This window comes from Proteus sp. TJ1640, from assembly GCF_003144445.1.
GTDB lineage: Bacteria > Pseudomonadota > Gammaproteobacteria > Enterobacterales > Enterobacteriaceae > Proteus > Proteus penneri.
This window is the reverse complement of the sequence record NZ_PENY01000037.1, coordinates 74,231-99,396: the sequence shown is the minus strand read 5'-3', so window position 1 is coordinate 99,396 and position 25,166 is coordinate 74,231. Positions and strand designations below refer to the sequence as shown.

General features: G+C 34.6%; 20 protein-coding genes. 7 read left to right on the top strand and 13 right to left on the bottom strand.

From position 1 onward, the window contains the following. Positions 1-201: 201 nt before the first annotated feature. Together DK861_RS16440 and DK861_RS16435 are read right to left on the bottom strand one after the other, a co-directional pair. The gene (locus tag DK861_RS16440) at positions 202-1,119 is read right to left on the bottom strand and encodes a helix-turn-helix domain-containing protein (RefSeq protein ID WP_072063153.1); all 918 of its coding nucleotides are present in this window, start codon (positions 1,117-1,119) and stop codon (positions 202-204) included. 375 nt (positions 1,120-1,494) lie between these two features. Then, positions 1,495-1,674 (bottom strand): GhoT/OrtT family toxin, encoded by a 180-nt coding sequence (locus tag DK861_RS16435; RefSeq protein WP_036912664.1) that lies wholly within the window; start codon positions 1,672-1,674, stop codon positions 1,495-1,497. 698 nt (positions 1,675-2,372) lie between these two features. On the opposite strand from DK861_RS16435, the gene DK861_RS16430 reads away from it, so the two are divergent. After that, positions 2,373-2,915, top strand: coding sequence for a DUF924 family protein (locus DK861_RS16430; RefSeq protein WP_109400783.1), 543 nt, complete (start codon positions 2,373-2,375; stop codon positions 2,913-2,915). A 70-nt stretch (positions 2,916-2,985) separates the two neighbouring features. Here DK861_RS16430 and DK861_RS16425 read toward each other — a convergent pair whose 3' ends face one another. The 4 genes from DK861_RS16425 to DK861_RS16410 all read right to left on the bottom strand — a co-directional run bounded on the left by DK861_RS16425 (position 2,986) and on the right by DK861_RS16410 (position 8,442). After that, positions 2,986-3,762: a DmsC/YnfH family molybdoenzyme membrane anchor subunit gene (locus tag DK861_RS16425; protein WP_109400782.1), complete on the bottom strand. Its 777-nt coding sequence runs from the start codon at positions 3,760-3,762 to the stop codon at positions 2,986-2,988. 3 nt (positions 3,763-3,765) lie between these two features. Then, positions 3,766-4,383, bottom strand: a complete 618-nt coding sequence (locus DK861_RS16420) for a DMSO/selenate family reductase complex B subunit (protein ID WP_023581764.1) — start codon at positions 4,381-4,383, stop codon at positions 3,766-3,768. Between the two features lie 11 nt (positions 4,384-4,394). Then, positions 4,395-6,827: a DMSO/selenate family reductase complex A subunit gene (locus tag DK861_RS16415; RefSeq protein WP_109400781.1), complete on the bottom strand. Its 2,433-nt coding sequence runs from the start codon at positions 6,825-6,827 to the stop codon at positions 4,395-4,397. A gap of 358 nt (positions 6,828-7,185) precedes the next feature. After that, complete coding sequence (locus tag DK861_RS16410) at positions 7,186-8,442, bottom strand: mechanosensitive ion channel domain-containing protein (protein ID WP_072063150.1); 1,257 nt, start codon at positions 8,440-8,442, stop codon at positions 7,186-7,188. A 598-nt stretch (positions 8,443-9,040) separates the two neighbouring features. Here DK861_RS16410 and DK861_RS16405 point away from each other — a divergent pair. Further along, the gene (locus DK861_RS16405; protein WP_109400780.1) at positions 9,041-10,666 is read left to right on the top strand and encodes a hypothetical protein; all 1,626 of its coding nucleotides are present in this window, start codon (positions 9,041-9,043) and stop codon (positions 10,664-10,666) included. 78 nt (positions 10,667-10,744) lie between these two features. Here the strand turns inward: DK861_RS16405 and DK861_RS16400 are convergent, their stop codons facing one another. Continuing rightward, positions 10,745-11,323 carry an HdeD family acid-resistance protein gene (locus tag DK861_RS16400; protein WP_109400779.1) on the bottom strand — a complete coding sequence of 193 codons (579 nt, stop codon included), beginning with the start codon at positions 11,321-11,323 and terminating at the stop codon, positions 10,745-10,747. 182 nt (positions 11,324-11,505) lie between these two features. Between DK861_RS16400 and DK861_RS16395 the strand changes: the two genes are divergently transcribed. Next, complete coding sequence (locus tag DK861_RS16395) at positions 11,506-12,360, top strand: D-amino-acid transaminase (protein ID WP_109400778.1); 855 nt, start codon at positions 11,506-11,508, stop codon at positions 12,358-12,360. Positions 12,361-12,452: 92 nt separating this feature from the next. Here the strand turns inward: DK861_RS16395 and DK861_RS16390 are convergent, their stop codons facing one another. After that, the gene (locus DK861_RS16390; protein WP_109400777.1) at positions 12,453-13,856 is read right to left on the bottom strand and encodes an ATP-binding protein; all 1,404 of its coding nucleotides are present in this window, start codon (positions 13,854-13,856) and stop codon (positions 12,453-12,455) included. Further along, positions 13,857-14,522, bottom strand: coding sequence for a response regulator transcription factor (locus DK861_RS16385; protein WP_109400776.1), 666 nt, complete (start codon positions 14,520-14,522; stop codon positions 13,857-13,859). A gap of 1,079 nt (positions 14,523-15,601) precedes the next feature. Here DK861_RS16385 and DK861_RS16380 point away from each other — a divergent pair. The 4 genes from DK861_RS16380 (at position 15,602) to DK861_RS16365 (ending at position 20,115) form a co-directional block, all read left to right on the top strand. Then, positions 15,602-16,693 (top strand): NADH:flavin oxidoreductase/NADH oxidase, encoded by a 1,092-nt coding sequence (locus DK861_RS16380; RefSeq protein WP_109400775.1) that lies wholly within the window; start codon positions 15,602-15,604, stop codon positions 16,691-16,693. Between the two features lie 255 nt (positions 16,694-16,948). After that, complete coding sequence (locus DK861_RS16375) at positions 16,949-17,578, top strand: CatB-related O-acetyltransferase (protein WP_006533243.1); 630 nt, start codon at positions 16,949-16,951, stop codon at positions 17,576-17,578. 387 nt (positions 17,579-17,965) lie between these two features. Then, a complete protein-coding gene (locus tag DK861_RS16370) occupies positions 17,966-19,663 on the top strand; it encodes a YadA-like family protein (RefSeq protein ID WP_109400774.1) in 1,698 nt (565 codons plus the stop codon). A gap of 134 nt (positions 19,664-19,797) precedes the next feature. Further along, entirely contained in the window at positions 19,798-20,115 is a 318-nt protein-coding gene (locus DK861_RS16365; protein WP_109400773.1) for a hypothetical protein, read from the top strand. A 231-nt stretch (positions 20,116-20,346) separates the two neighbouring features. Here the strand turns inward: DK861_RS16365 and DK861_RS16360 are convergent, their stop codons facing one another. From DK861_RS16360 to mdtG, 4 genes are all read right to left on the bottom strand, one after another. Beyond that, positions 20,347-20,757 (bottom strand): acyl-CoA thioesterase, encoded by a 411-nt coding sequence (locus DK861_RS16360; RefSeq protein ID WP_006533237.1) that lies wholly within the window; start codon positions 20,755-20,757, stop codon positions 20,347-20,349. 104 nt (positions 20,758-20,861) lie between these two features. Beyond that, positions 20,862-21,641, bottom strand: coding sequence for a PhzF family phenazine biosynthesis isomerase (locus DK861_RS16355; protein WP_109400772.1), 780 nt, complete (start codon positions 21,639-21,641; stop codon positions 20,862-20,864). A 162-nt stretch (positions 21,642-21,803) separates the two neighbouring features. Further along, the gene (locus DK861_RS16350) at positions 21,804-23,339 is read right to left on the bottom strand and encodes a peptide MFS transporter (protein WP_109400771.1); all 1,536 of its coding nucleotides are present in this window, start codon (positions 23,337-23,339) and stop codon (positions 21,804-21,806) included. 420 nt (positions 23,340-23,759) lie between these two features. After that, positions 23,760-24,968 (bottom strand): multidrug efflux MFS transporter MdtG, encoded by a 1,209-nt coding sequence (mdtG, locus tag DK861_RS16345; protein ID WP_072063139.1) that lies wholly within the window; start codon positions 24,966-24,968, stop codon positions 23,760-23,762. Positions 24,969-25,166: the final 198 nt, after the last annotated feature.

Sequence of the window (25,166 nt, the reverse complement as noted above, 5' to 3'; positions counted from 1 at the left end):
CGGCTTAGCTCAGTTGGTAGAGCAACTGACTTGTAATCAGTAGGTCACCAGTTCGACTCCGGTAGCCGGCACCATATAAGAACCCGTTATCTCGTAAGAGATAGCGGGTTTTTTCTTTATTAGTTACGTTAAATAATGTTAAATCATTTACTAATTTGTATTATTTCCCTGTATCTCGTTGTTTCATTATGTAAGATAAAATTATTCTTTTATCTTACCTTTTTCATTATTATCCACTTCAATCGGAATATAATAATTAACATCTTTTAATAACGATGCAGGATTAGTAGCGAGAATTGAAGCTGGATAATCATCTTTAAATATATACTCTTCAATATCGGGAGCACCATTCTTTCTTGGGATATTAAGTTTTCTAAGTAAAATACCATAGGTGTTATAGATAATATCTTTATAATCTAATTTTAATAATGCTTCTGGAATACTGAATTTTAAATACTTTGTATTTTTTATATGTGCATGATTTTTAAATTGAGGATGATAAACGTCAGGTTTATTTTCCATCATAGTTGCATATTTTATTGTCAATTCATTATTTTTATTAGATAAAATATTATGTAAAGCATATACCCGCTCATGCTTGGAGTGCGTATGTTGAAAGAATACTTTCCAGTAATCTTCTCGCGCTTTTTCTGTATTAAAATTCCAACCAATCATATTAGCTTTATAGGTATGCTCTATACCGATTAATGGAAGAGAGTCTATTGTGACGATTTCGATATCTAAATTAAAACCACTAAATTTTCTTAACGGTAATGTAAAGCCATAAGCTTGCCAATTCTCTTTTCTACGATAATTATAGGGCGTCATATCAAATAGCTTTTTAAACGCTCTTGAGAATGTTTGCTGAGAATCAAAACGATATTTTAATGCAATATCTAGCAGTGGTGTTTTTTGTAAGCGTAATTCAACAGCAGCACAAGAAAGTCGTCTTGCTCGAATATAAGAGGCTAATGTCAATCCTGTTTGCTCTTTAAACATGCGTTGAAGATGCCATTTGGAATATCCTGATTTTTGTGAAACATTCTCAAGTTTTAGATCTTTCTCTAAATTTTCTTCAATCCAATAGATAATATCTGTAATGACATTTTCACTAAACATATTCTAGCTCTAATTAAAAAATTATTATTGGTAATAGTAAACAATACGCGTATCTAACCAATTTACATAAGATACTGTAATGAAATTAAATTTGATTGTAAATTTATAAAAATATTTACTCTAACATTAGATTTTAAAATGATGCTCTATCTCGATAAACTGAGTATTAATATAACATTCTGATATTACCTGATAGGACTATAATTACTTGAATAAAATAACGAGCAATTAGATATTCTTTTTTAGATAAAATCTAAGCTAAAAGTGTTATTTATACAAAAATTAATGTGTTTATATAAGAATAAAACGTAAATAGCTATTATTCTAAATTAATAGAATATAACTACTGTTATTAAATTTAAATTAAATAAAAAACTAACTAAAAATAGAAAAGATAAGTGCCATAGGAAAACTAAGCGGCCAAGTTAAGGCGATTAGTAATGCACTTAAAAGGCGCATAGCTAGACTCGGATCTTTGGTTAAAAAGAAAGTAATAATAAACGATATTACAGCTCCAATAAGGTAGCTTATTCCAATAATAGAGATAGCAGACATAACAGATCATTCAGTAAATAGACTGCAACAATTGTACTCTAAAATTGTTAAAGAAACAGAGGAATAGGGCAAACTTTTCAATAAATGTCATTACTAATGTGCAAATTTTAAACATTCATCTCATTTTTGATCTCCGATTTCTTTTGGAAGTAATCACACAAGATAATAACAAGATTAAAGCTGAAGAATCAAAAAATGAAATATATCGCATTGATTTTATTTGTTATTTATAACAATCTTTATTGTTTTAAAATGATATTCTATAAACAATAGAACAAAACGATATAGATTTTTTTTAGTAGTTTCACTATAAAAATTAAAATTTTTAAATGCTGATTTTTAAGGCAGGATAGTGATGAAGAGATAAATTTGATGTTTGTAAATGCGCAGGTTAATTATATTACATCATGATATCGACAGAATGTAACAAATGGGATGAATGCCATTTTATACATACTTGTAGATAAATTGGCTTATGGATGGCGCGACTTAATGGATTTAAGCGTTAGCTAGGAAGCATTTAAAATCCCCTTTTAAGATTGAAAAGGGGATTTATTTTTATGCCCTTTTCGGATTGGGGTTAATAGCTGTCACTATATTAAAATGGTAACTTACTACAGTAGTAAACCGACAATGACGTTTATTTTGATGAAAATAAACGCTATTTTGATTAATAAACAACTAGCGTGGTAGTTTTTATGATCCCTTACCAATCAACTTTGACGTTTTGGTTTGAAGAATGCACACCAGAGCAATGGTTTAAAAAAGATCTTCAGTTTGATAAAGAAATTAGCCGCAAATTTGGTGAATTATGGTTAAGCGCGAGTCGTGGTGAGCTGGCATCATGGAGAGAAACGATAGAAGGACGCTTAGCTGAGATTATTATTCTTGATCAGTTCTCGCGTAATATTTGGCGCGATACACCAAAAGCCTTCGCCCAAGATAATATGGCCTTAATCTTAGCGCAAGAAGCTATTCGGTTACCTGAATATCTGACATTAACCCCCGTTAAACGTAAGTTTATGATAATGCCATTTATGCATTCAGAGTCAGCTAAAATTCATCAAGATGCGGTTATCTTTTTTTCTCAGCTTAATGATGAAAATACTTATCAATATGAACTAAGACACAAAGAAATTATTGATAAATATGGTCGCTATCCTCATCGTAATGAAATTTTAGGACGAACATCTACACCAGAAGAATTAGATTTTTTACAACAACCTGGCTCTTCATTCTAAAAAAATGCATACCTAAAAAGGTATGCATTTTTGTTTTTTTTATAGCTGATTAATCAGCTATAACTTTAGATTACATTGTAATATGCCATAAGTTATAGAAAGCGATACGGCCTGATAACTCGGCAATAATGACCGCAGCAGCACAAGTTACTAGCGTCATTTTTGATGCCTGTGCTTTTAGGGCTGTAAATCCAACGATAACAATACCCAATGCTAATATCGCTAATTGGAATCCCCAAAATAGAGATTGATCAGCGCTGAGTTCTGGGCCAGTAAAGCCAAGGAAGCTAACATAACCAGAGCGAGTAGCAAAAGTAATAATGGCACCGATAATAAAGGATAATGCGCCTAAACGTCTTGCACCTATTGCCATTGCTAATACACCACCGCCAACTAACAGTGTCATCCAGAATTGCAATGTAGTGTAGTCTGTATTCCAGTTAGCAATTGTAGGAATATGATAAACTTGCGGAATTGACCAAACAAATGCTAAACCAAAAACAACGGTAAATAGGTTACAAATTTCACGTAATCCCTTCCATTTTTTCATTATAGTGAGAGCAACAGTTGCGAAAGCAAAACCTGTAAACACACCACTTAAAAACGCTTCGTTACTCATTGGAGAACGACCAACGCCTAAAAGCATATTGAAAAAACGCAGTGGCTGACCAACGTGTAATCCACCAATACCTAAACCAACTAATGTTAAAACCAAAGCTAAAATATTCGCATTACGTAGTTGGTTTTCATCAATTTGACCTAATTTTTTACTGATATAAGCAATAAGAAATAGGCCTGCTGCTGATGAACCTAAAACAGTAAAAAAGACTAGAGGAAGTTCATGCATGGTTTATACCTCCGCCGCATTTTGAACTGAACCGGTTTTATCACCAGAAGGTTTAGCTTCTTTGTGTGCTTTGATCACGATATTTGGATTGGTCAAACTAGGATCAGGCATTGGTGCGATACCACACTCAGTACCGTGTTTTGCTCTGATCACTTCAATATCATCAAAATCAAGTGCACGTTGAGGACAAGACTCAACACAAACCGGTTTCATGCCTTGTGCTACACGTTCGTAGCAACCATCACACTTAGACATGAGCTTTTTCTTCTCATCGAATTGTGGTGCACCATAAGGGCAACGTAACTCACAATAACGACAACCAACACAAATATCTTGGTTAACAACCACTAAACCATCTTCTTCACGTTTATGCATAGCGCCAGTTGGGCAACCTGCTACACAAGTAGGATTTGAACAATGGTTACAAGAAATGGATAAATAATAACTGTAGATATTTTGTGTCCAGATCCCGTCTTGTTTTGCCCAGCTACCACCACCGTATTCATAAACACGACGGAATTTAGGCCCTAAATCTAAATCTTTTTCATCCTTGCAACTGACTTGACAGGTTTTACAGCCAGTGCATTTAGTGGAGTCAAAATAAAAACCATATTGCTTCATGAGTTAACTCCTTATGCACGTTTCACTTCAACAAGGTTTGTATGTTGTGGATTTCCTTTAGCAAACGGCGATGGGTGCCAGCTTGTTAATGTATTAATACATCCACCTGTATCTACACCTGTTGTATCAAGTGAACGCCACGCACCTTGCGGTACAGCAATCACACCAGGTAATACACGATCTGTCACTTTAACGAGAATATTTAAACGACCACGATCATTATAAATCTCAGCAATATCGCCAGATTTTAATCCGCGTTCTTGCGCATCAATTGGGTTTAACCAGAATTGATGTGGAATAGCTTCACGTAACATAGCGACGTTATAGTAACTTGAGTGAACGTGGCCTTTGTCGTGGAAACCGGTCATTTGTAGAGGGAATTTCTCTTTAAGCTTAACGTTTTCAACACCTTCTTCATTTTTACAATATTCTGGAATTGCAGGGATACGGTCGCCTTCAGGTAAAACCCAGCCATCGGTATCTTGCATTAGTTTTTCAGAATAAATTTCAATCTTACCTGACGCTGTTTTTAATGGATTAGCGATAGGATCTTGACGGAATGCTTCAAGTGCAACGTATTGATTACGATTAGGTAATTTACGATCGATAATTCCTACATCGTTAGTTTCTGCAAATGTAGGTAGCGCTGGATTTTTCTCACGCATTTGGTTATAGCAAAATTCAATCCACTCTTCGTAAGTACGTCCTTCAGTAAATTGCTCTTTGGTGCCCATTTTTTCTGCTATGTCAGTTAAGACATCATAGCAAGGGCGGTTTTCCCAAAGTGGTTTAATCGCATTTTGTAAACGGACGACATAGTGGTAAGCACCACTTGCATAAGAGTTATTGATAAGATCGTTAGTCTCAACAGTTGTCACATCTGGCAATAAAATATCAGCGTATTTTGCAGATGGTGTCATGTGGTTATCCCACACTAAAATAAACTCACATTTTGATTCATCTTGCAGTAAATCATGTGTTTTATTCAAGTCAGCGTGTTGGTTACCAATCACGTTACTGGAATAACACCACATAAATTTAATACCCGTGTCGAGTTTATCTTTATTTCTAACACCTGCATTTTTGCTGGTCAGTTGATCACCGCGAGCAATTGCTTCAGACCACATAAATGTTGGGATCAAGGTTTTAACTGGGTTAGGCAGAGCAAAACTGGCAACTGGATAAGCAACGTTACCGCCCCAACAACCGGTATTTGTACCTGGACGACCAATATGACCTGACATTAATGGTAGCATCATAATCGCGCGACATGCCTGCTCACCATTTGAAGTACGCTGGATACCCCAACCTTGAGAGATCCACGCAGCTCTTGCACCACCAATTTCACGCGCTAATTGGATAATACGAGAAACAGAAATACCGGTTAATTTACTCGCCCATTCAGGTGTTTTGGCAATGCCATCTGGGCCATTACCTAAAATATAATCTTTATAAGAGCCATTTTCAGGCGCTGATGCTGGTAATGTTTGTTTATCCCAACCGACACAATATTCACGTAAGAAATCTTCATCGGTGATGCCTTCTTGGATCATTACATAACCTAATGCAGCGACTAATGCAGCATCAGTACCTGGATAAATAGGGATCCATTCGGCACCTAATGTTGTCACACTATCGGTACGACGAGGGTCAATGATGATAACTTTACTTTTGCTCTTATCTAAAGCATTTAATGTTTCATAGAACTGACCACCACCAGACATACGAGTTTCAGCAAGGTTATGACCAAACATCACGACTAAGTCTGAATTCTCAATTTCTGTTAACAGTGATTCTAACATGTCCCCATAAACATAAGGCACAATACCGGTTAATTGAGAGTATGAATAAGTACCATAGTCACTTAAAAAGCCGCCAACAGTGCTTAATAAACGTTTACATGCGGTTCTACCGTGTAAGTTTGCGCCAGTAGAGCCTGTACCATATTGGTAATAAATGGACTCATTACCGTATTTTTCGATGGTATATTTTAATTTTTCCGCGATGATTGAAGTGGCTTCATCCCAAGAAATGCGTTCAAATTTACCTTCACCACGTTTACCAACTCGCTTCATTGGGTATTTTAAACGATCTGGGTTATACGTTTTCCAGCGTACAGAACGACCACGCAGACACGGGCGAATTTGGTGAAGACCGAATGTTGAATCGTCATACATAGTTTCGTTAGAAATACGACGAATAACGCCATCTTTCACATGCACTTTTAATGGACAACGGCTACCACAGTTCACTAAGCATGCACTGTATTTGATAGTTTCTGAAGTCTCATCAGGACGAATACCCTGGGGGATTTGAGCATTAGCAGCGAATGGTAATGAAACCGTTCCTGCAACAGCGGCAGCACCAGAAATAACTGCTGCAGACTGAATGAATCCACGCCGACTCATTTCAGTAATAGAAGTATTATTTTTAATTTTTGACATTGACATTACCCTAACATTTTTCACAACAAGTAAAGTTGTATATATATGTTAAGTTATAACCCTTCTACCTATAATGATTTATATCAATATAAAAAATGTTAATAACGTTATCTAAAAAAATAATTATTAAACAAATGGTTACATTTTTTGATAAATACCACTTTAGTGGTAAACGAAATATAAATTAAATAGGATTTAACAATCAATCGATATGTAAAAAATAACATATCGATTTTCATAAATATCTAGAAAAACAAGATTGTTAACATAATAACAAAATAAGAGATTAAAAATATTTGTTAATTAGAAAAGTAAAAAAGAAGAATAACTCTTCTTTTTTACTTAATACGAAAATGATTTATTGAGGATTATTTTCGACAGGAAATCGGAGTGCTCTTACATCATTTCCGGTTGGAGATTGGTGAACCCTTAAGCCGAATTGAGGCAAAATAGCAAAGATATGATCAAATATATCTGATTGAATTGCCTCGTATTGAACCCAAACAGTGGTGTTCGTAAAGGCGTAAATTTCAATGGGTAGCCCATCCGAAGTTGGTGCTAATTGTCTTACCATAATCGTCATTTGCTTATGAACATTAGGATGGTTTTTTAAATAAGCTTCAACATACGCACGGAAGGTTCCAATATTGGTCATGCCTCGTTGGTTTAATGGTGTTTGACATTCATTGCCCAAGGTTGCATTGAATTGATTAATTTCACTTTCCTTATTTTTTATATAAGGCGCTAACAAGTGGGCCTTTTCCAGATTATCAATTTGTTTTTTATCTAAAAAATGGATGCTGTTAATATCAAGAGCAAGACTTCTTTTAATACGACGTCCTCCTGATTTTGTCATTGCTTGCCAGTTTTTAAAGGAATCTGAAATCAGAGAATAAGTTGGAATAGTCGTAACCGTATTATCCCAATTACGCACTTTGACAGTTGTTAAACTAATATCAATGACAGCGCCATCAGCGCCATATTTAGGCATTTCTAGCCAGTCACCAAGACTTATCATGTTGTTTGCAGATAATTGAATACCGGCGACTAATCCCATAATTGGATCTTTAAACACCAACATTAATACCGCCGTCATGGCGCCTAAACCACTGAGTAAAATAAGGGGTGATTTGCCAATGAGTAGGGAAATAATCATTATCCCAATCAGCACTGAGGCGGCGAGTTTTAAGCTTTGAAAAATACCTTTTAATGGTAATCGGCCAAATGAGGATGAATTTCTCATGATCTGCATACAGAGATCCATAATAGAGAAAAGCATCAACAAGCCAAAAATTAAGCACCATGCTTGAGCACTGGTGGTGAGAATTTCTTGGGTTTTACCCGATCCCATCCACACCAACGCTTGGATATTAACAACAATACCTTGGATTAAAAAAGCAAACCGACTAAATAACTTATTTATTTCTAGAGAAAGTTGCCATTTCTGATCGTACTGACTTATCGCTTTGGAAATTTTAGGTAAAACTAACCTGTGCAAAATAAAATGAAGAATGATTGCGACAAGAAAAATAATGGCTAAAACGAGTAGGAGAGAAGCAACTTGGGCGTACTCTTCATTAAATTGACGTATCCATGTAAGCAGTTGCTGCTGCATAAAATATCCTCATAGTTAATGCGGGTTGTATATTAAGATTATAGAAAAGAGAGCTTAGTTCAATAAGGTGAATTTTTTGTTACGAAAAATGCGAGGGTAAACGAAAGGGTGAATAAGCGTAGTAGAGTGAATAAAAGCCAGAAATAGTCTTTTGTACGATGAGGGTGCTATTTCTGGCTTTATACTATATTTTATTTTTAAATCAAATAATTACAGTAAGCGAGTTGATGATAATTTTACAACAACTTGGTGCAGATGAGTAATAAAAGAAGTCATTGATTTCATATTAAGTATCCTATTAATAAAATGTGACTCATATCACAAATATTTTCTAAGATTGATTTTAATCACATTTCCATAACAGTCAAGAGCTTTATGCAAAAATATTTTAAATTTTAAATTATTTTTTATATTAAAGGTGTTTTTATTGTTTCCATAAATGGGTTTATATTGGAATGCTTTTTATCTTGTTGTTTATTAAACATTTTTTTGTTTCGTCTAACAACAATGCTTAGTTGACTTTTTTCTATTGTGATTTTCGCTCAAATTTTTTGCTTTAAGCTAAAAATGGAATCGGAAAAAGAAAGGAAATCACTCAATGAATATCGAAACAAAAGAAGAACGTTTGCAAAAAATCATACAAGGTGAGAAGGACAAGTTAGCTCTTCAGCCTCCCGTTCATAATATGCAGTCTCAAGTTGTTACTGATGATGATGATGTGAAGATTGAGTTCAATCAAGTCAAATCATTACCAGATGAGACTGATAACGAAGTTAAAATGAACCGAGTTATCAAGTATGAGGTGGTTGTCACGGGGATTAATCTACGTTTGGCAGAATGGCGTACGAGTCCGAAAGGGATTTTAATTCTACCTAATAATAAAGATGTCTACATCACGATAGTGGATGACAACAAAACAGAAATTTCTTTAATGGGTAATCGAAGTGGGGTAGCATCATTACAATTAATCTTAAAAGATGAAGATGATGAAAACATTGTTCATTATGCAACACCGATTCAAATTCGAGTTACTCCTCCAAAGCCTAATCCTAATAATGATTGTATAGCGACTAATTGTGAGAAGTTTGATGACTTGTTAACAATACGTTCAGAATCTATGCAATGGCCAAGTAAGTGGGAAAGTGTTTCTAAAAGTTTTGTGGTACATCTTCAAGATGAAGACGGTGAGGATAGTCAAAATAAAGAGGTCAAATTAATTTACGATGTGGAGAATAGCACATTAGCTGTTGAGCCAGAAATTTATAATTCCGATGGCGAGCAAAGTAATATTAGCAAAACGAACAAATACGGTATTGCAAATTTTAAAGTGAAATTTAAAAAGAGTGAACCTAAACAAATCGCTATATTCCATGCCGAAACTGAAAATAGCGAAGATCCAACGAAGCCAATTAAATCCAGAGATTACTATGTTGAAATGACAACGGAGAAATTGCCTTCTCCTAGAGTGCCTGCAACATTAAATGGTATTCTCAGCTATCATAGCGAAAATTATTGCGTTAACGCGAATCTTATTTTAGGTCGCGATATTAGTGAAAGCACCCAAGTTGGGTTTTATTTTAATGACCAACTTAAGATGTTGCCATGTACTGATAAATCAGCCGTTTCTGTGAAATTAGAAAATCAGTCATTAACAAATGGTATTCATTATATTTCTTTCTTTACTGTTGATATATTCGATAATGTCTGTTTTTCTCGACGTGAACGTATTATTGTTGATAACTCTTTAACGGGGGAGTGCAGTAAACAAATTAGAAATATTGCACCTAAACCTAGTATTAGTGTCATTATTCCACAAATTTGTGACCGCTATTTTAACTCTGTAAATATTAGGCTTGTTCCTTCTTTATGTTTGCAAATTAAAAACCGCGTAGCAAAAATGAATATCCAAAAAATAGTCATCATCTTTAATGGTTATTCTCGGGCAAATAGCAGTGATAGAACTCTAGTGTATCGTTCTACACTTGAAATCTACGCCGATGATCCTCGTTTAGATGATTTCTTACACGATGCAACACTTAATAACGATCCTATTAATATCGTTGAAATTGTTGAGCCTGCATTAGAGAGTATTTTGGCAGATGCATTGCCTAATATTGAAGTCGGGCATCTCGGTATTCAGGTGATGGTATTTGAAAGAACAGGAAACTGTTATCTTTGTGGAGAAAATATGTATACGGTATCTCTGCGTTTACCTTGTGCTTAACATAAGAAGATTTTTTCTACTAAGGAGCCACATTATGTGGCTCTTTACGTTTAAAGCTACTGTTAGCTGAAAAGATGATTAGTGCGTCATTCGTTTTATAGCACCAGTAATGGATAAAATAGTGATTGAGCTTAAAATAAGCTGTATACCAATTAGCGCCATAACTAAAGCGATAGATGTTTCAAGATTAAATGCGAATAAGAAATAAGCGATAACTAAATCTAAAATACCCGCTAGAATATTAAACCAGCCATAATAATTATCTTTAATTTGTTTGAAACCGATAACTAAACGAAATATTCCTGCAAAAATAAATAAAAAACTAATAAAGAAAGCAAGACTTAGCATTCCTTGCAATGGATCAGAAATAAAAATATAGCCGAGCAGAAGATAAATAAAACCCGCTAATAATGTAATCAGTATTGACCAACCTGAAAACACTTGGGTATTAAAGCCACCAAAAATGGTCGAGATACCACAGACTATAAATATAATACCTAACAATACGCTGATAACGATACCAGAAGAGAGCGGATTAATAATACAGATAATACCAGCAATTAAACCTAATACAGCAATAATGTTCATTAAAGTGCATTGTTTTTTAACTAGTTTTCCTGTTAGTTGAGATAAATTATTTTTATTAATATCTAACATAGCAACCTCTTTTTCCTTATGTTTGGTACATAAGCTAAATTATAGCAATTTTTGCTTATATAGCATGATTTCTTTAAAAAAAAATATAATTAAAAGAGGTATGAAGGTAGATAAATCATTTTTGAAATATAAAATTGAAAGAGTAGAGTGGTAGGTTAAATCAAATTTATAGCGGAGGTAAAATGTCTGATATAGTGTATTTAGACGGTCACTTTGTACCTAGAGAACAGGCTAAAGTATCTGTTTTTGACCGTGGTTTTTTATTTGCAGATGCAGTTTATGAGGTTACTGCGGTTATCGATAGTCAACTAATCGACTTTAGCGGGCATGTCCAACGATTACAACGATCATGTAAAGAATTGGATTTATCGATTCCCATTACTAAAGATCAATTAATTAATATTCATCATCAGCTTATCGAAAAAAATAATCTTCATGAAGGGCTTATTTATTTGCAAATAACTCGAGGTACAGATTCCTCTCGTTTTTTTGATTTTCCACCTTCATCCGTATCTTCCACAATAGTGGCTTTTGTTCAACATTCAACAGTGGTTAATCACCCTAATGCAAAAGAAGGGATTTCAGTGATCAGTGTTGAAGATATTCGTTGGCAACGTTGTGATATAAAAACCGTTGCCCTATTAGCTGCTTGTTTAGCCAAACATCAAGCACATCAACAAGGTGCTGATGATGCTATTTTAATTAAAGAAGGCTATATAACAGAAGGTAGTTCAAGTAATTTCTTTATTGTTAATCATGATAATGAAATTATTACACGGCCACTGAGTCAGGATATTTTACCAGGTATTACACGCCAAGCGATTATTCAATTAGCGAAAGAAGAAGGGCTTAAAATAATAGAACGCCGATTTACACTTGATGAGGCGAAAAAAGCCAAAGAAGCTTTTATTAGCTCAGCGACTACATTAATTTGGCCAGTTATTTCAATCGATAATCAAGATATTAATCAGGGTGCAGTTGGGCATTTATCCCAACGGTTACGAGAGATTTACCTTGATAAAGCACTTAAAAAATAATTGACTAGACAGATATTCTTTATCAAATTTATCGCACTGCTTTCAGATTTTTATTGTTATATAGCAGTGCGGTAAATTTATCATTTATTCTGTTAATCATTATCTGATGATTTCACTTCTAAAGGTAAAACAATAATAAAACCAATCCCTTTATTATTTAATCCTTCAGTAATAATTAGCGATGCTTGAATTTTATTAGCGAGATTTTGTGCAATAGATAGACCTAATCCGCTGCCTGTTGCGTTAGAGCCGGGAACGCGATAAAAACGTGAAAATAGAGCATTGATATGTTCTTTTGCGACACCAGGGCCATTATCACGCACAATAACATGGATCCCTTCCACGTATCGATTCTCAATAGTTATCTCAACTTGGCTACCTTTAGGGCAATATTTTATGGCATTATCAAGCAGATTATTAAATATAGAAAGTAAAGCCTGTTTATCGGTTTTAATCGTTAAAGCGTGGCCTTCATTAAGTGATAACTCAATATTTTTAGTAATCGCATAAGGAACGTGTTGTGCTATTGCATTTCCAATGACGTTATAGATATCAAGAGATTCTATTTTTAATGGGAAGTTGTCACATTCTAGTCGCGCTAAATCAATTAATTGATGAGAAAGAGCAGCTGCTCTATCAAGAGATTGTTTCATATCATCAATAATTTCTTCTCGCTCCAGCTGATCATCGACTAAAGAGAGTAAGTGTAATTGAGCAATAACTGCAGCTATTGGTGTTCTTAATTCATGAGCTGCATCTGCCATAAATTGTTTTTCACGAATATTGGCCGCGTCAATTCTGGCCATTAATTGGTTTAGTTCTTTGAAGATAGGGCGAATTTCTTTAAATTGCTGGCTTACATTAATTGGTGTTAAGTTACGCGGTTTGCGATTGGAGATAAGTTCAGCTGCTTGTCTTAAAGGTCGTAAACTAAAATAAGCGGTAATTAAGATTGCAAAAATAACAGTTGCGAGAATAAATAAGAAAGGAATAAAGGTGCCTTCAACGGGGTTACCAATAACATGGCCTCTGTCTTCAACTGATTCACCAATAAAGACTTTTATTTTATGTTTTTCTCCCCAACTAAAAGAAAGTATCCATTTTTCACCAGCGACAGACACTTTTTCTGATGCTAATGAAAGTACTCTTGTTGGGATCGGCAACTCAGGGCGATTAGTATAAATCAGCGTATTATTTTCATCTAAGGCAATAAACCATGGTAGATATTGTAGTTCATCCTCTTCGCCATTAAGCATGGCATCGATATACATACCTTGTAAATTATGAGCGACTTCTTTGATAACTTCAGGTTGATCAGCCACAATCTCTAAGGTATTAGCAAAACCTTTGGCAATAATTTCTTGCTGTTTGTTGTAAACCTCTTCGAACTCAGCAAGATAATCAAATTGTATCCAAGCTAACCAAACGCCCCAAAGCATAACTATGGAGATAATCTGAAGGACAATGGTGTAAATAAAGAAGGAGCGGATCTTCATTTAATTAGTTTCTTTTTTTAATAAATAACCTACGCCACGAACCGTGATAATACGTTCTTTACCTATTTTTCTCCGTAAATTATGCATATGCACTTCAAGGGAATTGCTTTCAATTTTATCGTCTAAACCAAATAAACGTTGTTCCAATTCTGATTTACGCACCACGTTGTCAGTATTACGCATTAATTCATATAATAGTTGATATTCTTTACCTGATAATAAAAGCAATTCGTCATTTAAAGTGACTTGATGGTTTGCTGGATTAAGTTGTAGATCACCAATAGACCATATTTGTGAAGAAAAACCGGCCATTCTACGACTAACCGCTTTTACGCGAGAAATTAGTTCTGGCATAGCAAAAGGCTTTGGTAAGAAATCATCTGCACCTGAATCTAATGTTTGTACTAAATTATCAATTTGAGTGCGGGCAGTTAAAATGATAATCGGGATTTTCTCGCCATTTTTTCTAAGTGCAATCAGTTCATCCTGCCCCTCACCATCAGGTAGGCCTAAATCTAATAGCATTAAATCAAAAGGACGCTGACTTAATTGAACACGAGCATCTGCAAGCAATCTGACCCAACATGGATGAAAACCAGCAATTTCAAGCCCGCGACAAAGTGCTTTACCGAGTTGTAAATCGTCTTCAACCAATAAAATATTCATGATAATACCTATCTAAAATTGTCTTAAGAAAGTATAAGAGCCAAATAAAAATTGAGCAATATAATAAAATGAAAAGCAAGATTTGATTAATGAACTCTTAATATAAGATAAATTTTTATTTAATATGTTTTACTAAAAATGAATGACTGGAATTTTTAGAAACAGATCCAGGTAAGTATACTACTTATTTCATGTTTATCGTGTTAAGGCATTTAATATTAAAGATGTATTTAGATAGAATCTGTGTAATAAACACTAATGTGAATAATAAATATCTCGTCTTATTATGCTAAAGTAACTTAAATACTTTATTTAAACTACTTTAGATTTAAAAGTGAAATCTATTATAAAACGATATTCAATAAATAAGGTTTCATTTTTAAAATAATATAAATATAAAATATTGATTTCATTGAATAATATAGCTATCAAATTGATATCTTATTCTTTTATTAAAAATAAATAGTTGTTTTAATATATCCCTGTTGTACAACATTTTATTAGATTTAAACTATTTATTTGATTCATCTATACTCTTGTAATAAATATTAACTACTTGAAAAGGAATTTAATTTTTAATAAAAGGAATTTATATGAAATTAGATGGTGTTATTTAGTATAAATTAAATCATTCTGTGTCAGAAATGCTCCCAACCCTCTGGGAGCATTTCACATGATGTTACTACTTACAAAGTGAGTTATCCCACAATATTAAGTTAAATGGCAAATTTAATGACACCACCAATAACATACCATTAGCTCAATGTTAAAATAGCCAATAACTTTCTGGCATTAATATATATATTGTGTCGTCAATAATTATTGTTTTATCTTTCTGATAATAAACGGAAATTTGTGTTTTCCTATTTTTACTTATTGGTGAAACCGTCCAAATCTAATGATTAATTAACAAAGAGATCAGCAATTGATGCTGATCTTTTTGTTTTTCACAATGTGAAGTAAACCATCGCCTAAATGCATAAGATCCGATAGCCTTAAACTTGTATATTTAAATAGTATATACAAGTGTGAAGATATTTTTCTTTGCATAAATTCTTATTGGTAGCAGGAGGCTTTAAATGAGTTTGTTGTTCTCCCCTAAAAAACTAGGCCCCCATCAGTTAGATAACCGTATTATCGTTGCACCTATGTGCCAATATTCAGCACAAGAAGGTTACCCGACAGCATGGCACACTATTCATTATGGGCAACTAGCACTATCTGGTGCATCGCTAGTGATTGTTGAAGCAACTGCGGTTGAGCCAAGAGGTCGTATTAGTTATAAAGATTTAGGCATTTGGTCTGATCAACATGGCAATGAATTAAAAAAACTTGTTGATAATATTAAGCAATATTCACCTGCAAAAATGGGTATACAGATTGCACATGCAGGACGTAAAGCATCGACCGATTTACCTTGGAATGGCGGAGCATCATTAGCGCCAGGATCTCCTAATGGATGGCAAAAAGTTGCACCTTCAGAAATTCCTTTTGGAAATAATCACCAACCTCATGCTCTGGATATTGATGAAATTGAAGAAATAAAACAAGCTTTTGTTGATGCTGCGAGAAGAGCTGAGTCAGCAGGATTTGATGTTATTGAGATCCACGGTGCTCATGGGTATTTATTGCATGAATTCTTATCTCCATTATCAAATCACAGAACGGATCAATACGGTGGCGATTTCAATAATCGTAGTCGGTTATTGGTGGATATCTTTGTGGCTGTGAAAAATGCAGTTTCTGATAATGTCTGTGTCGGTATCAGAATTTCTGCGACTGATTGGGTTGAAGGTGGTTGGGACTTAGAAAGTGCGATTGCGTTAACACAATATCTTGAAGAATTAGGTTGTGATTATATTCATGTTTCTTCTGGTGGATTATCAGAAAAACAAGAAATTAAACTGGGTCCTAATTACCAAGTACCTTTTGCCCAAGCAATTTATAATGAAACGCAACTACCTGTTATTACTGTTGGTCTAATTACCGAGCCAGAACAGGCCGAAGCCATTTTGCTTACAGAGCAAGCTGACTTTATCGCTTTGGGTCGAGGTATTCTTTATGATCCTCGCTGGCCTTGGCATGCGGCAGAAAAACTCAAACAAACCATCAAAGTAGCGCCTCAATACTTACGTTGTGCGCCTCATGGTAGCAAAGACTTTTTTAAATAGTGATATTAAGCCACGGGAAATAACAGAGGGTTATTAAGGGTATCCGTGGCTTTTTCTTTAATAACCTTTATGATGGTGCGGATAAACTGCAAGCATAATCGGATTGCGTTGTAAAAATAGGTCGTAAACAAGATGAAAAAGAATCCTTTATTGCTTCAACCAAGGATTGCCTAAGACGGTGTGTTTTGAATGCGAACACATCATCAGAGAATTAAGCATTCTTTGATGGCTCATTAATTTATTACGAGTCATATTATGAAAAATAAACATTGGTCACGTGTAGAATATCTGCACGAAACAGTTAAAAATCAAAACATTATCATTAAAGGGCAACACAGTTATTACAGTGATTGTTGGGATGATGGTTTTGAAACTTCTGTTGTTCGTTATCTTTATGGTGATGAAGTTAGCCTGCAATGGGAGCCATTGTGGGAAATTGATAAATTATATGTTGGTGATTATGTCTGTATTGGCGCACAGGCAGTCATATTAATGGGTGGAAATCATACTCACCGTATGGATTGGTTTTCACTCTATCCTTTTATGGATAAGCTTGAAGAAGCCTATATTGGTAAAGGTGATACTCATATTCATGATGGTGTATGGATAGGAATGCGTGCAATGATAATGCCCGGTGTGACGATTGGAGAAGGTGCTATTGTTGCGGCTAATAGTGTTGTTTCCAAAAATGTTGAGCCTTATAGCATTGTGGGAGGGATACCCGCTCGACACCTTAAATATCGTTTTGAGCCAAAGGTTATTGAGCAACTTTTATCTTTAAAGATTTACCAATGGTCGGAAAAGAAATTTGAAACACTTAGACCTCTTTTATGCCAATCATCAATTGATAAATTATTAATCGCAGAAGCACAATTTATTGAATAATGCTAACCCCCTAAACAGAAATAAGTTTAGGGGGTTTACTTAGTGTTTCGTTTAATAAATGGCATTATTATTTCTAGATTAGAGATATCCTTTATTTGATCATTATCTCAAAAGTAAAAATTTTTTATTCTTTGTAAATAGCGAATAAATTTATTTGAATTTTATTTCCTTTTTTTATCAATATTCTTTAGTTATTGATTATTATTTAAATATAAGTTAAGTAGAGACTTTTTATTTATAATAAAGTTAATTGTATTGTGATGTTATTATCTTTAATTAATAGAGTTTCAATTTATTATTAGTTTATTTTATAATATATATAATGTGTAAAAAATAAAATACATATTACTCTATATATGAGTTAATTAATTATGGAGTGATGTGGATATGATTAAAAATAAATATTTTAAGGTGAAACTATTAGTTATTTCATTATTATCATCACCTTTATCTTATGCAAATAATACGACCTTATTAGGTGTAAATAGTAGAGCCGATGGTAATGAATCTACAGCAGTTGGATACAATACGTGGGCACATTCTGATCAATCAACGGCAATTGGTGCTAATGCAGGAGCCGAAGGCGAAAATGCGACTGCAATAGGTCATAAAAGTACAGCTATTGGTGATAATGCGATGTCATTGGGAAGTGGTGCTATGGCTATCGGCGAAGGTTCTCTTTCTATTGGAACGCAAGCTTATAGTGAAAATAAAGATTCGATTAGTATAGGGAGAGGGGCAATAAATAATGCTGAAAATGGTGTTATTTTGGGTAGTGGTAGCCACCTTTCTGATAATGCAGATAATTCAGTTATTATTGGTAGCAAATCTTCCGGATCAGCAAGTAATGCGATTATATTAGGTGATAACAGTAGTAATAATCGTAATAATACATTATCAATCGGCAGTGATAAAAATCAGAGACAAATTATTAATGTTGCCGCAGGAACTGAAGATACCGATGCGGTTAATATTTCTCAATTAAGGAAAGAAAAAGATAATATTCTTATTGAGACAGATGAGCGTATTAATGACAATAATTCCTCTATTTACAATAAAATAGAGCAAGAAAAAAATACAGTTATTGAAGTAACAACTCAACAGATAAATGAAAATAATAAAGTAATAGCAGAAAATATTATAAAAGGAAATGAAACAGTCTTAAAAGAAAGTGAATTAAAGGCTAAAGCATTTGCTGAAAGTGCAGAAAAAAAGTCAAATCAATATACTGACAATAAAATCAAAGAACACCAAGATAATACAGTTAGTTATATCAATGAAGTTAAAAATGAAATTTATCTTTATAATGAAGACAGGTTATCTGATGTAAAGGCAGATGCTGAAAATTATACTAATAATAAAGTTAATAATATGAAAGAAGGAATCGAAAAAAACATAAATACTAGAGTTGCTGAATCTGAAAGTAAGAGTAAAGAATACACTGATTTTAAAGTGAATGAACATGATAAAAAAATAGTTAAACATGTTGATAATATTAAAGATGAAATGACTTTTTTAACAACTCGAAAGGTTAATGCATCAGAAAAAAATGCTAACAGTTATACAGATATTGAAATCAGTAAAATAGCATCAGGTGTGGAAGGGCTGATTGGAAAAAATAATGCGAAATTAACCAAGGAGCATCAAAATTATGTCACCCAAAAAGGAAATGAGTATATTTATGTGACTAACACGATAATTAATGAAAGAGATGAATCGTTGAAGGAATATATTGAAAAATCAAAAAATGATTCTATCTCTATCGCAAATGAATACACCAATAATAAATTTAAAAATATCTTTCTTGATAATGATATTGCACTTAAGAATATGGATAATAAAATTGATAAGGCAGACAAAAGAGCAAGTGCGGGCATTGCTTCTGTCGCAGCGATGGCTAATATTCCTTACGTGACTAATCACACATTTAGTTTAGGTGTGGGAGTGGGTAATTATCGCGATGCGAATGCATTGGCAACAGGTGCCCAGTATCAAATAACAGAAAGTGCCATTATTCGCGTTTCTGCTTCATGGAACACAGAAGATCGCGGTGTTGTCGGCGGCGGTGTTTCTTATGGCTGGTAAAGCATTTTTGTATTGTATTCGCTAGAATGAAAAATTAGGGATAAGGCTGTTTCTTTTTTATTTATCTACTGGCTTTTATACCTTCGATTTGAATAATAAAGATAACAGCCTTTGTTTTCTATAATGAGTAAATTATGATCTATCTTCATTCTGGTGGTAGTGTTTTTGAAAAACAAGTAAGAGTTAATCAAATAGCAACGGAAAAAGCGCAAGAACTTGCTAAAAATAAGATAAAACAAGTGGCACAACTTAGCACTTTTGCAGATTTTCCTGTTGATATTGAAGATGTCGGGGTGATATTACTGATTGAACCCACTATTGAATTCGCGCTGGAAGTGGGGCGATTGTATTCACAATCAACGGATATTGTTATTGCTGAAAGTGCAATAGTGGGACGGAAACTGACTTTGTGTCAGATTGAATTTGTGGTAACAAAAATCTGTGTTCTGTGATTTTTTAGATTTATTCAGTTATCCACATTAATTGTGGATAACTCTTGCCTTACATGTTAGTAATCTTATTATTTATTGATTTTATTGGTTATTTTGTTTTGATTGAAAAATATCCATCTAAATTAATGTTATTAATACTTTGTTATTATTAAAAATAATAAAAAACTTAATAAAATAGTGTAGTTTTTAATTAAGAAAGATAAAAAATATGACAAATCTCTCTATAAGATATTATTTATCGAATAATGGAGTTGGTTTTCCGTCATGATCAACTGCAACAAAATTAAACTGACCGTGGATCACTTCTTCACGACCTTCTGCGTACATATCTTCAAGAAAAATAGAAACATTTACCGTCAAACTTGTACGCCCAACACGAATAACTTCACCTACTAATTCAATAATCGTCCCGGATGGAATAGGGTGATTAAAATTTATTTTTTCAGTTGAAACTGTCACTAGGCGTTTACGGCTAAAACGAGTGGCGGTAATAAATGAAACTTCATCCATCCAAGCTAATGCTGTGCCACCAAAGAGTGTTGAGTGGTGATTAGTCGTAGTAGGGAATATGACTTTAGATACACGGGTGATTGAATTTTTAATTTTATCTTGTAGTTCAGGAGATAAGTCAGAGATGGACATAACAATAAAGCCTTCTTTTTATACAGTAGGGAGAAATTGCCCACAGTATAAAATAGAGTAAATTGAAAGCAAAGTAGATGAAGGGCTGATTATACCGCTCATAATTAAAAGGTTATTTCACCAGTTAAAAAGAGTACAGCCTCTCCTGTCAGTAAAACACGATTATCTTTTAGTGCACAGTCGATATTTCCACCTCGTTTTGAAACTTGCCTTGCTTTTAATTGTTTTTTATTGAGTTTATTACTCCAAATTGGCGCTAATACACAGTGAGACGTACCAGTAACGGGATCTTCATTTACCCCTTTTACGGGAGCAAAGAAACGAGAAATAAAATCAAAAGGAGAGTGGCCTTTAGCTGTGATAATCACGCCAGGTAAATCTAACTGTGCGATTTGAGAGAAATCAGGTTGATAATTAATCACTGTTTCAGGATCAGATAAAAAGCAAACATAACGATCACGCGCTTGCCAAACTTCATCTATTTGTAATGCTAATTTTTCTTCAATCGCTGATTTTATACCGTTATTCAACGTCGCGGGTATGGCTGGGAAATTGAGTGTAAAGAGAGAGCGTTGACAAGAAACAGTGAGTTCACCCGAAAGAGATTGGAATTTAAAGAGATCATCAGGGGACTGTTTTATCGTTTTTAGTACAAAAGCAGTGGCCAATGTTGCGTGTCCACAAAGGGGAACTTCAATTTTAGGTGTAAACCAACGAATATGGTTGCCAACTAAAAAAGCGGTTTCAGGTAAATTAATCTCACTAGCAAGTGTAATTAAGGTGTTATCAGGCAACCATTCTTCTAATAAAACGACAGCCGCGGGATTTCCTGAAAAAGGTAGAGAGGAAAAAGCATTAACATAATAAATAGGAAGAACAGTCATCGCATTACCTTAGTGATAAACTATCAACAAATAGAAAGTAATGAGATTAAGTGTTTTAAATATTAGGTGCAATACTTAAAAACAGTGTTTAAATTGTAGGATATAACAGTAAAAAGCCATGCCTAACTAATTAGACATGGCTTCAATAACGAACAAGTGAAATTAAGCTTGTGCTTTCTCTTTGCTATCTGCGCTTTGTAAAATCTTACGAACTGGAATAATCAGTGCAGCAAGAACAACGGCACAAATAACCAGAGCGATAGAAACATGAGAAAAGAAATCAGGCATCACATCCAATTTGTCTGGACGAATATTTCCCCCCATTAAACCAGCAGCTAAATTACCTAATGCGCTTGCACAGAACCATAATCCCATGACCTGACCACGCATTTTAGCTGGAGCTAAAATAGTCATTGTAGCAAGACCAATGGGACTTAAGCACAATTCACCCAATGTTAGTAATAAGATACTGCCAATTAACCAAAGTGGTGAAACGCCTTGTCCTGTTGCAATAACACTTTCAGATGCAAACATCATGACGGTAAAGCCACCCGCTGCAAATAAAATACCAATCACAAATTTAGTCATACTGCTTAAATTCATATTCTTACGTGCCATCATTGGCCATAACCAGCTAAATACAGGCGCAAGAATAATAATAAACAGGGCATTAACAGATTGGAACCAAACTGCTGGGATCTCAAAACCCATAAAGTTTAAGTCAGTATAGTCGTTGGCAAATAAGTTAAATGATGTCGGTTTTTGTTCGAATGCAGACCAGAAAAGGGCTGCTGAAACCAGTAATAGGAAACAAACAAATAAGCGAGAACGGTCACTACTGCTTAATCCAGCAAATAGGAATAAATAGATAAAATAGGCGATAACACTACCGGAAATCACATAAACCATAAAGTTAGCCACAACAACTGGGTTAAAAGGAATAACACCAGAAATGATAAAGCCAACAATTGCCATAAGAACGACAGATAACGCTAAAATCCATTGACCGACATTACGACGAACAACCGTTGGGCGATCCCAGCTTGAATCTAAACCCACTTCGCTATCAAAGCGACGCATGGTCGGTACTGCGTAAAAGCGGAAAATCAGTAACGCAACAAGCATACCAATCCCACCGATACCAAAGCCCCAATGCCAGCCATAATCACGCACTAAGAAACCGGTGATGAGTGGTGCAATAAATGAACCCATATTGATACCCATATAAAATAAGGAGAATCCACCATCACGGCGAGTATCATCCTTTTTATATAAGGTTCCTACCATCACAGTTACGCAGGTTTTAAATAGTCCTGTACCCAATACAATCAGTAATAAACCGATAAAGAACAGATTTTGTGACCAAAACGCTGAAAGTGCGATGGATAAGTGCCCTAACGCGATAAAGATAGAGCCATACCATACAGCTAGGCGTTGACCTAACCAGTTATCAGCTAGCCAACCTCCAGGTAACGAGGTTAAATAAACACCGCCTGCGAAAATACCCACAATAGCAGATGCCTGCTCTCTGGGGATTTCCATGCCACCCTCATAAACGGTTGCCGCCATAAATAGAATTAATAATGGGCGAATACCATAGAAAGAAAAGCGTTCCCACATTTCGGTGAAGAAAAGAGAGCTTAATGGATATGGGTGGCCAAAGAAAGTTCGGCTAGATTTTGAGTGAGTAGATTGCATCTTAAATTCCCAAAAAAAACCTCTACAGGTCGTTTGCAAGTAAAAAGAACAAAATATTAGCTAGTGGTTGAACAAAATTATTTCATTCTGTTATCAATATCCACTGCATTTAATTAATATATTTTTAACATACTTTTGTCGCAATTTAGTGACTAAAAGTATATTTAATACTTTATAAACCATTTTTTGGTGCAAAAGTCGATAAAAATCTCATTTTGCAATAGTTAACCTTGCAATTTTTTGAAAAAAGAGGACAAGAAGATTTTAGAGGTCTTAACAAATAGGTGTTGAGAATATTCTTAATAAACAACAAATTACAAAAAACAGAATAAAAAAAATAACAATTAGGCCTTTAAATGTAAAAGTATAATTTTTTGAAGAAAAAAAACTATTAACTGATCTGATTTGTAGATTTTTTGACTACTTTTTTTGTGGCGTTCTAAAGCTTAACCAAGAATAAATGAGATTAAAAAAGACAACGGCTGCGGTGAAATAAAAAACAGCTCTAAATCCATAGCTTGCAGCAACAAAAGCACCCATTAACGGACCTGTAACATTTCCAACATCTCTTAGTGCTTGGTTATAACTAAAAATGCGACCTGCAATAGCTGGGGTAATATTATAGAGAATAAGCGTTTGTACGGCAGGTAACATAGCTGCATTGACCGCACCAAGTAAAAATCGTAATGCACCAAGTTCCCAATAATTACTGACCAATGCCATTGGAATCAGCATAAAAATAGAGAGCCCGAGGGTAAAAATAAGGACTTTATCAGGGCCAATTCGGTCACCTAGCTTACCAAAACGAGGTGCGCTGATCAGAGCCGCAATACCAGGTACGGAGGCGACAACACCACTGATAAAGGCAAGATTGCTGACTGAACCTGTTAATTCACGAATATAAAGTGTCAAAATAGGTGTAACAGAGCCTGTTGCTATTTGAATAATCATTGTGGTGAAAAACAGGCATACAACGAGCCTTTTATTTTTAAGTGATGAAAAGACCTGTTTTGTGGTTAGTGCGTCTTTTTTAGAAACAGGCGTGAAGTTTTCACTCACGAAAAAGAGGGTGACTAAAAAGCAAATAAATAAAACCGCTGAAGTAATAAAGAAGACAGGTCGTAAACCGTAGAGATCGGCAAGCATACCACCAATTAAAGGGCCTATTAATGCGCCACTCACTGCGCCTGTAGAAAGTGTACCTAATGCCCAGCCGCTTTTTTTAACCGGAACTTGGGTTGCAATTAACGCATTTGCATTCGGAACAAAGCCACCTAATATACCAAGCAAGGCTCGCAGTACTAATAATTGCCATATATTTTGAGCAAATCCGATTAATACCATTACAATCGCCATACCAAGGGCAGAACGTAACAGCATTAATTTTCGACCTTTTCTATCCGATAATTTCCCCCAAAAAGGCGCTGCAATGGCAGAAAAAAGGAAGGTAATACTAAATGCAACACCCGTCCAAAGATTAAGCTCTTCATGATCGGTTATACCTAATTCTTCAACATATAAAGGAAGAAAAGGCATAATTAAACTAAAACCTGCGCCAGTTAGAAAACAACCAAACCAGACAATATAAAGATTACGTTTCCAAGAATTATTTCGGGGCTTGAGATCCATGTTACTCCTTTAGCCGAGAACGAGAGAGTAAACCAAGAAAATAGGCTGAACATAACCGTGGTGACGTTGAATATTGTGACAACGCATCGGTCTTCTTATTTATAGTGAATAAGAATATAGCCATGATACAGAATAAGTGCGATAGGTCTTGCTCTTATAATGTGTTTTTGCAGGAGTTTACAGCTTGTGCTGTTGTTG

Coding starts and splice junctions, on each gene's coding strand:
- DK861_RS16380 (WP_109400775.1), top strand. CDS start 15,602: ATGAGTTTGTTGTTCTCCCCTAAAAAACTAGGCCCCCATCAGTTAGAT.
- DK861_RS16430 (WP_109400783.1), top strand. CDS start 2,373: ATGATCCCTTACCAATCAACTTTGACGTTTTGGTTTGAAGAATGCACA.
- DK861_RS16425 (WP_109400782.1), bottom strand. CDS start 3,762: ATGCATGAACTTCCTCTAGTCTTTTTTACTGTTTTAGGTTCATCAGCA.
- DK861_RS16435 (WP_036912664.1), bottom strand. CDS start 1,674: ATGTCTGCTATCTCTATTATTGGAATAAGCTACCTTATTGGAGCTGTA.
- DK861_RS16410 (WP_072063150.1), bottom strand. CDS start 8,442: ATGCAGCAGCAACTGCTTACATGGATACGTCAATTTAATGAAGAGTAC.
- DK861_RS16370 (WP_109400774.1), top strand. CDS start 17,966: ATGATTAAAAATAAATATTTTAAGGTGAAACTATTAGTTATTTCATTA.
- DK861_RS16385 (WP_109400776.1), bottom strand. CDS start 14,522: ATGAATATTTTATTGGTTGAAGACGATTTACAACTCGGTAAAGCACTT.
- DK861_RS16375 (WP_006533243.1), top strand. CDS start 16,949: ATGAAAAATAAACATTGGTCACGTGTAGAATATCTGCACGAAACAGTT.
- DK861_RS16395 (WP_109400778.1), top strand. CDS start 11,506: ATGTCTGATATAGTGTATTTAGACGGTCACTTTGTACCTAGAGAACAG.
- DK861_RS16365 (WP_109400773.1), top strand. CDS start 19,798: ATGATCTATCTTCATTCTGGTGGTAGTGTTTTTGAAAAACAAGTAAGA.
- DK861_RS16440 (WP_072063153.1), bottom strand. CDS start 1,119: ATGTTTAGTGAAAATGTCATTACAGATATTATCTATTGGATTGAAGAA.
- DK861_RS16390 (WP_109400777.1), bottom strand. CDS start 13,856: ATGAAGATCCGCTCCTTCTTTATTTACACCATTGTCCTTCAGATTATC.
- DK861_RS16405 (WP_109400780.1), top strand. CDS start 9,041: ATGAATATCGAAACAAAAGAAGAACGTTTGCAAAAAATCATACAAGGT.
- mdtG (WP_072063139.1), bottom strand. CDS start 24,968: ATGGATCTCAAGCCCCGAAATAATTCTTGGAAACGTAATCTTTATATT.
- DK861_RS16350 (WP_109400771.1), bottom strand. CDS start 23,339: ATGCAATCTACTCACTCAAAATCTAGCCGAACTTTCTTTGGCCACCCA.
- DK861_RS16415 (WP_109400781.1), bottom strand. CDS start 6,827: ATGTCAAAAATTAAAAATAATACTTCTATTACTGAAATGAGTCGGCGT.
- DK861_RS16400 (WP_109400779.1), bottom strand. CDS start 11,323: ATGTTAGATATTAATAAAAATAATTTATCTCAACTAACAGGAAAACTA.
- DK861_RS16360 (WP_006533237.1), bottom strand. CDS start 20,757: ATGTCCATCTCTGACTTATCTCCTGAACTACAAGATAAAATTAAAAAT.
- DK861_RS16355 (WP_109400772.1), bottom strand. CDS start 21,641: ATGACTGTTCTTCCTATTTATTATGTTAATGCTTTTTCCTCTCTACCT.
- DK861_RS16420 (WP_023581764.1), bottom strand. CDS start 4,383: ATGAAGCAATATGGTTTTTATTTTGACTCCACTAAATGCACTGGCTGT.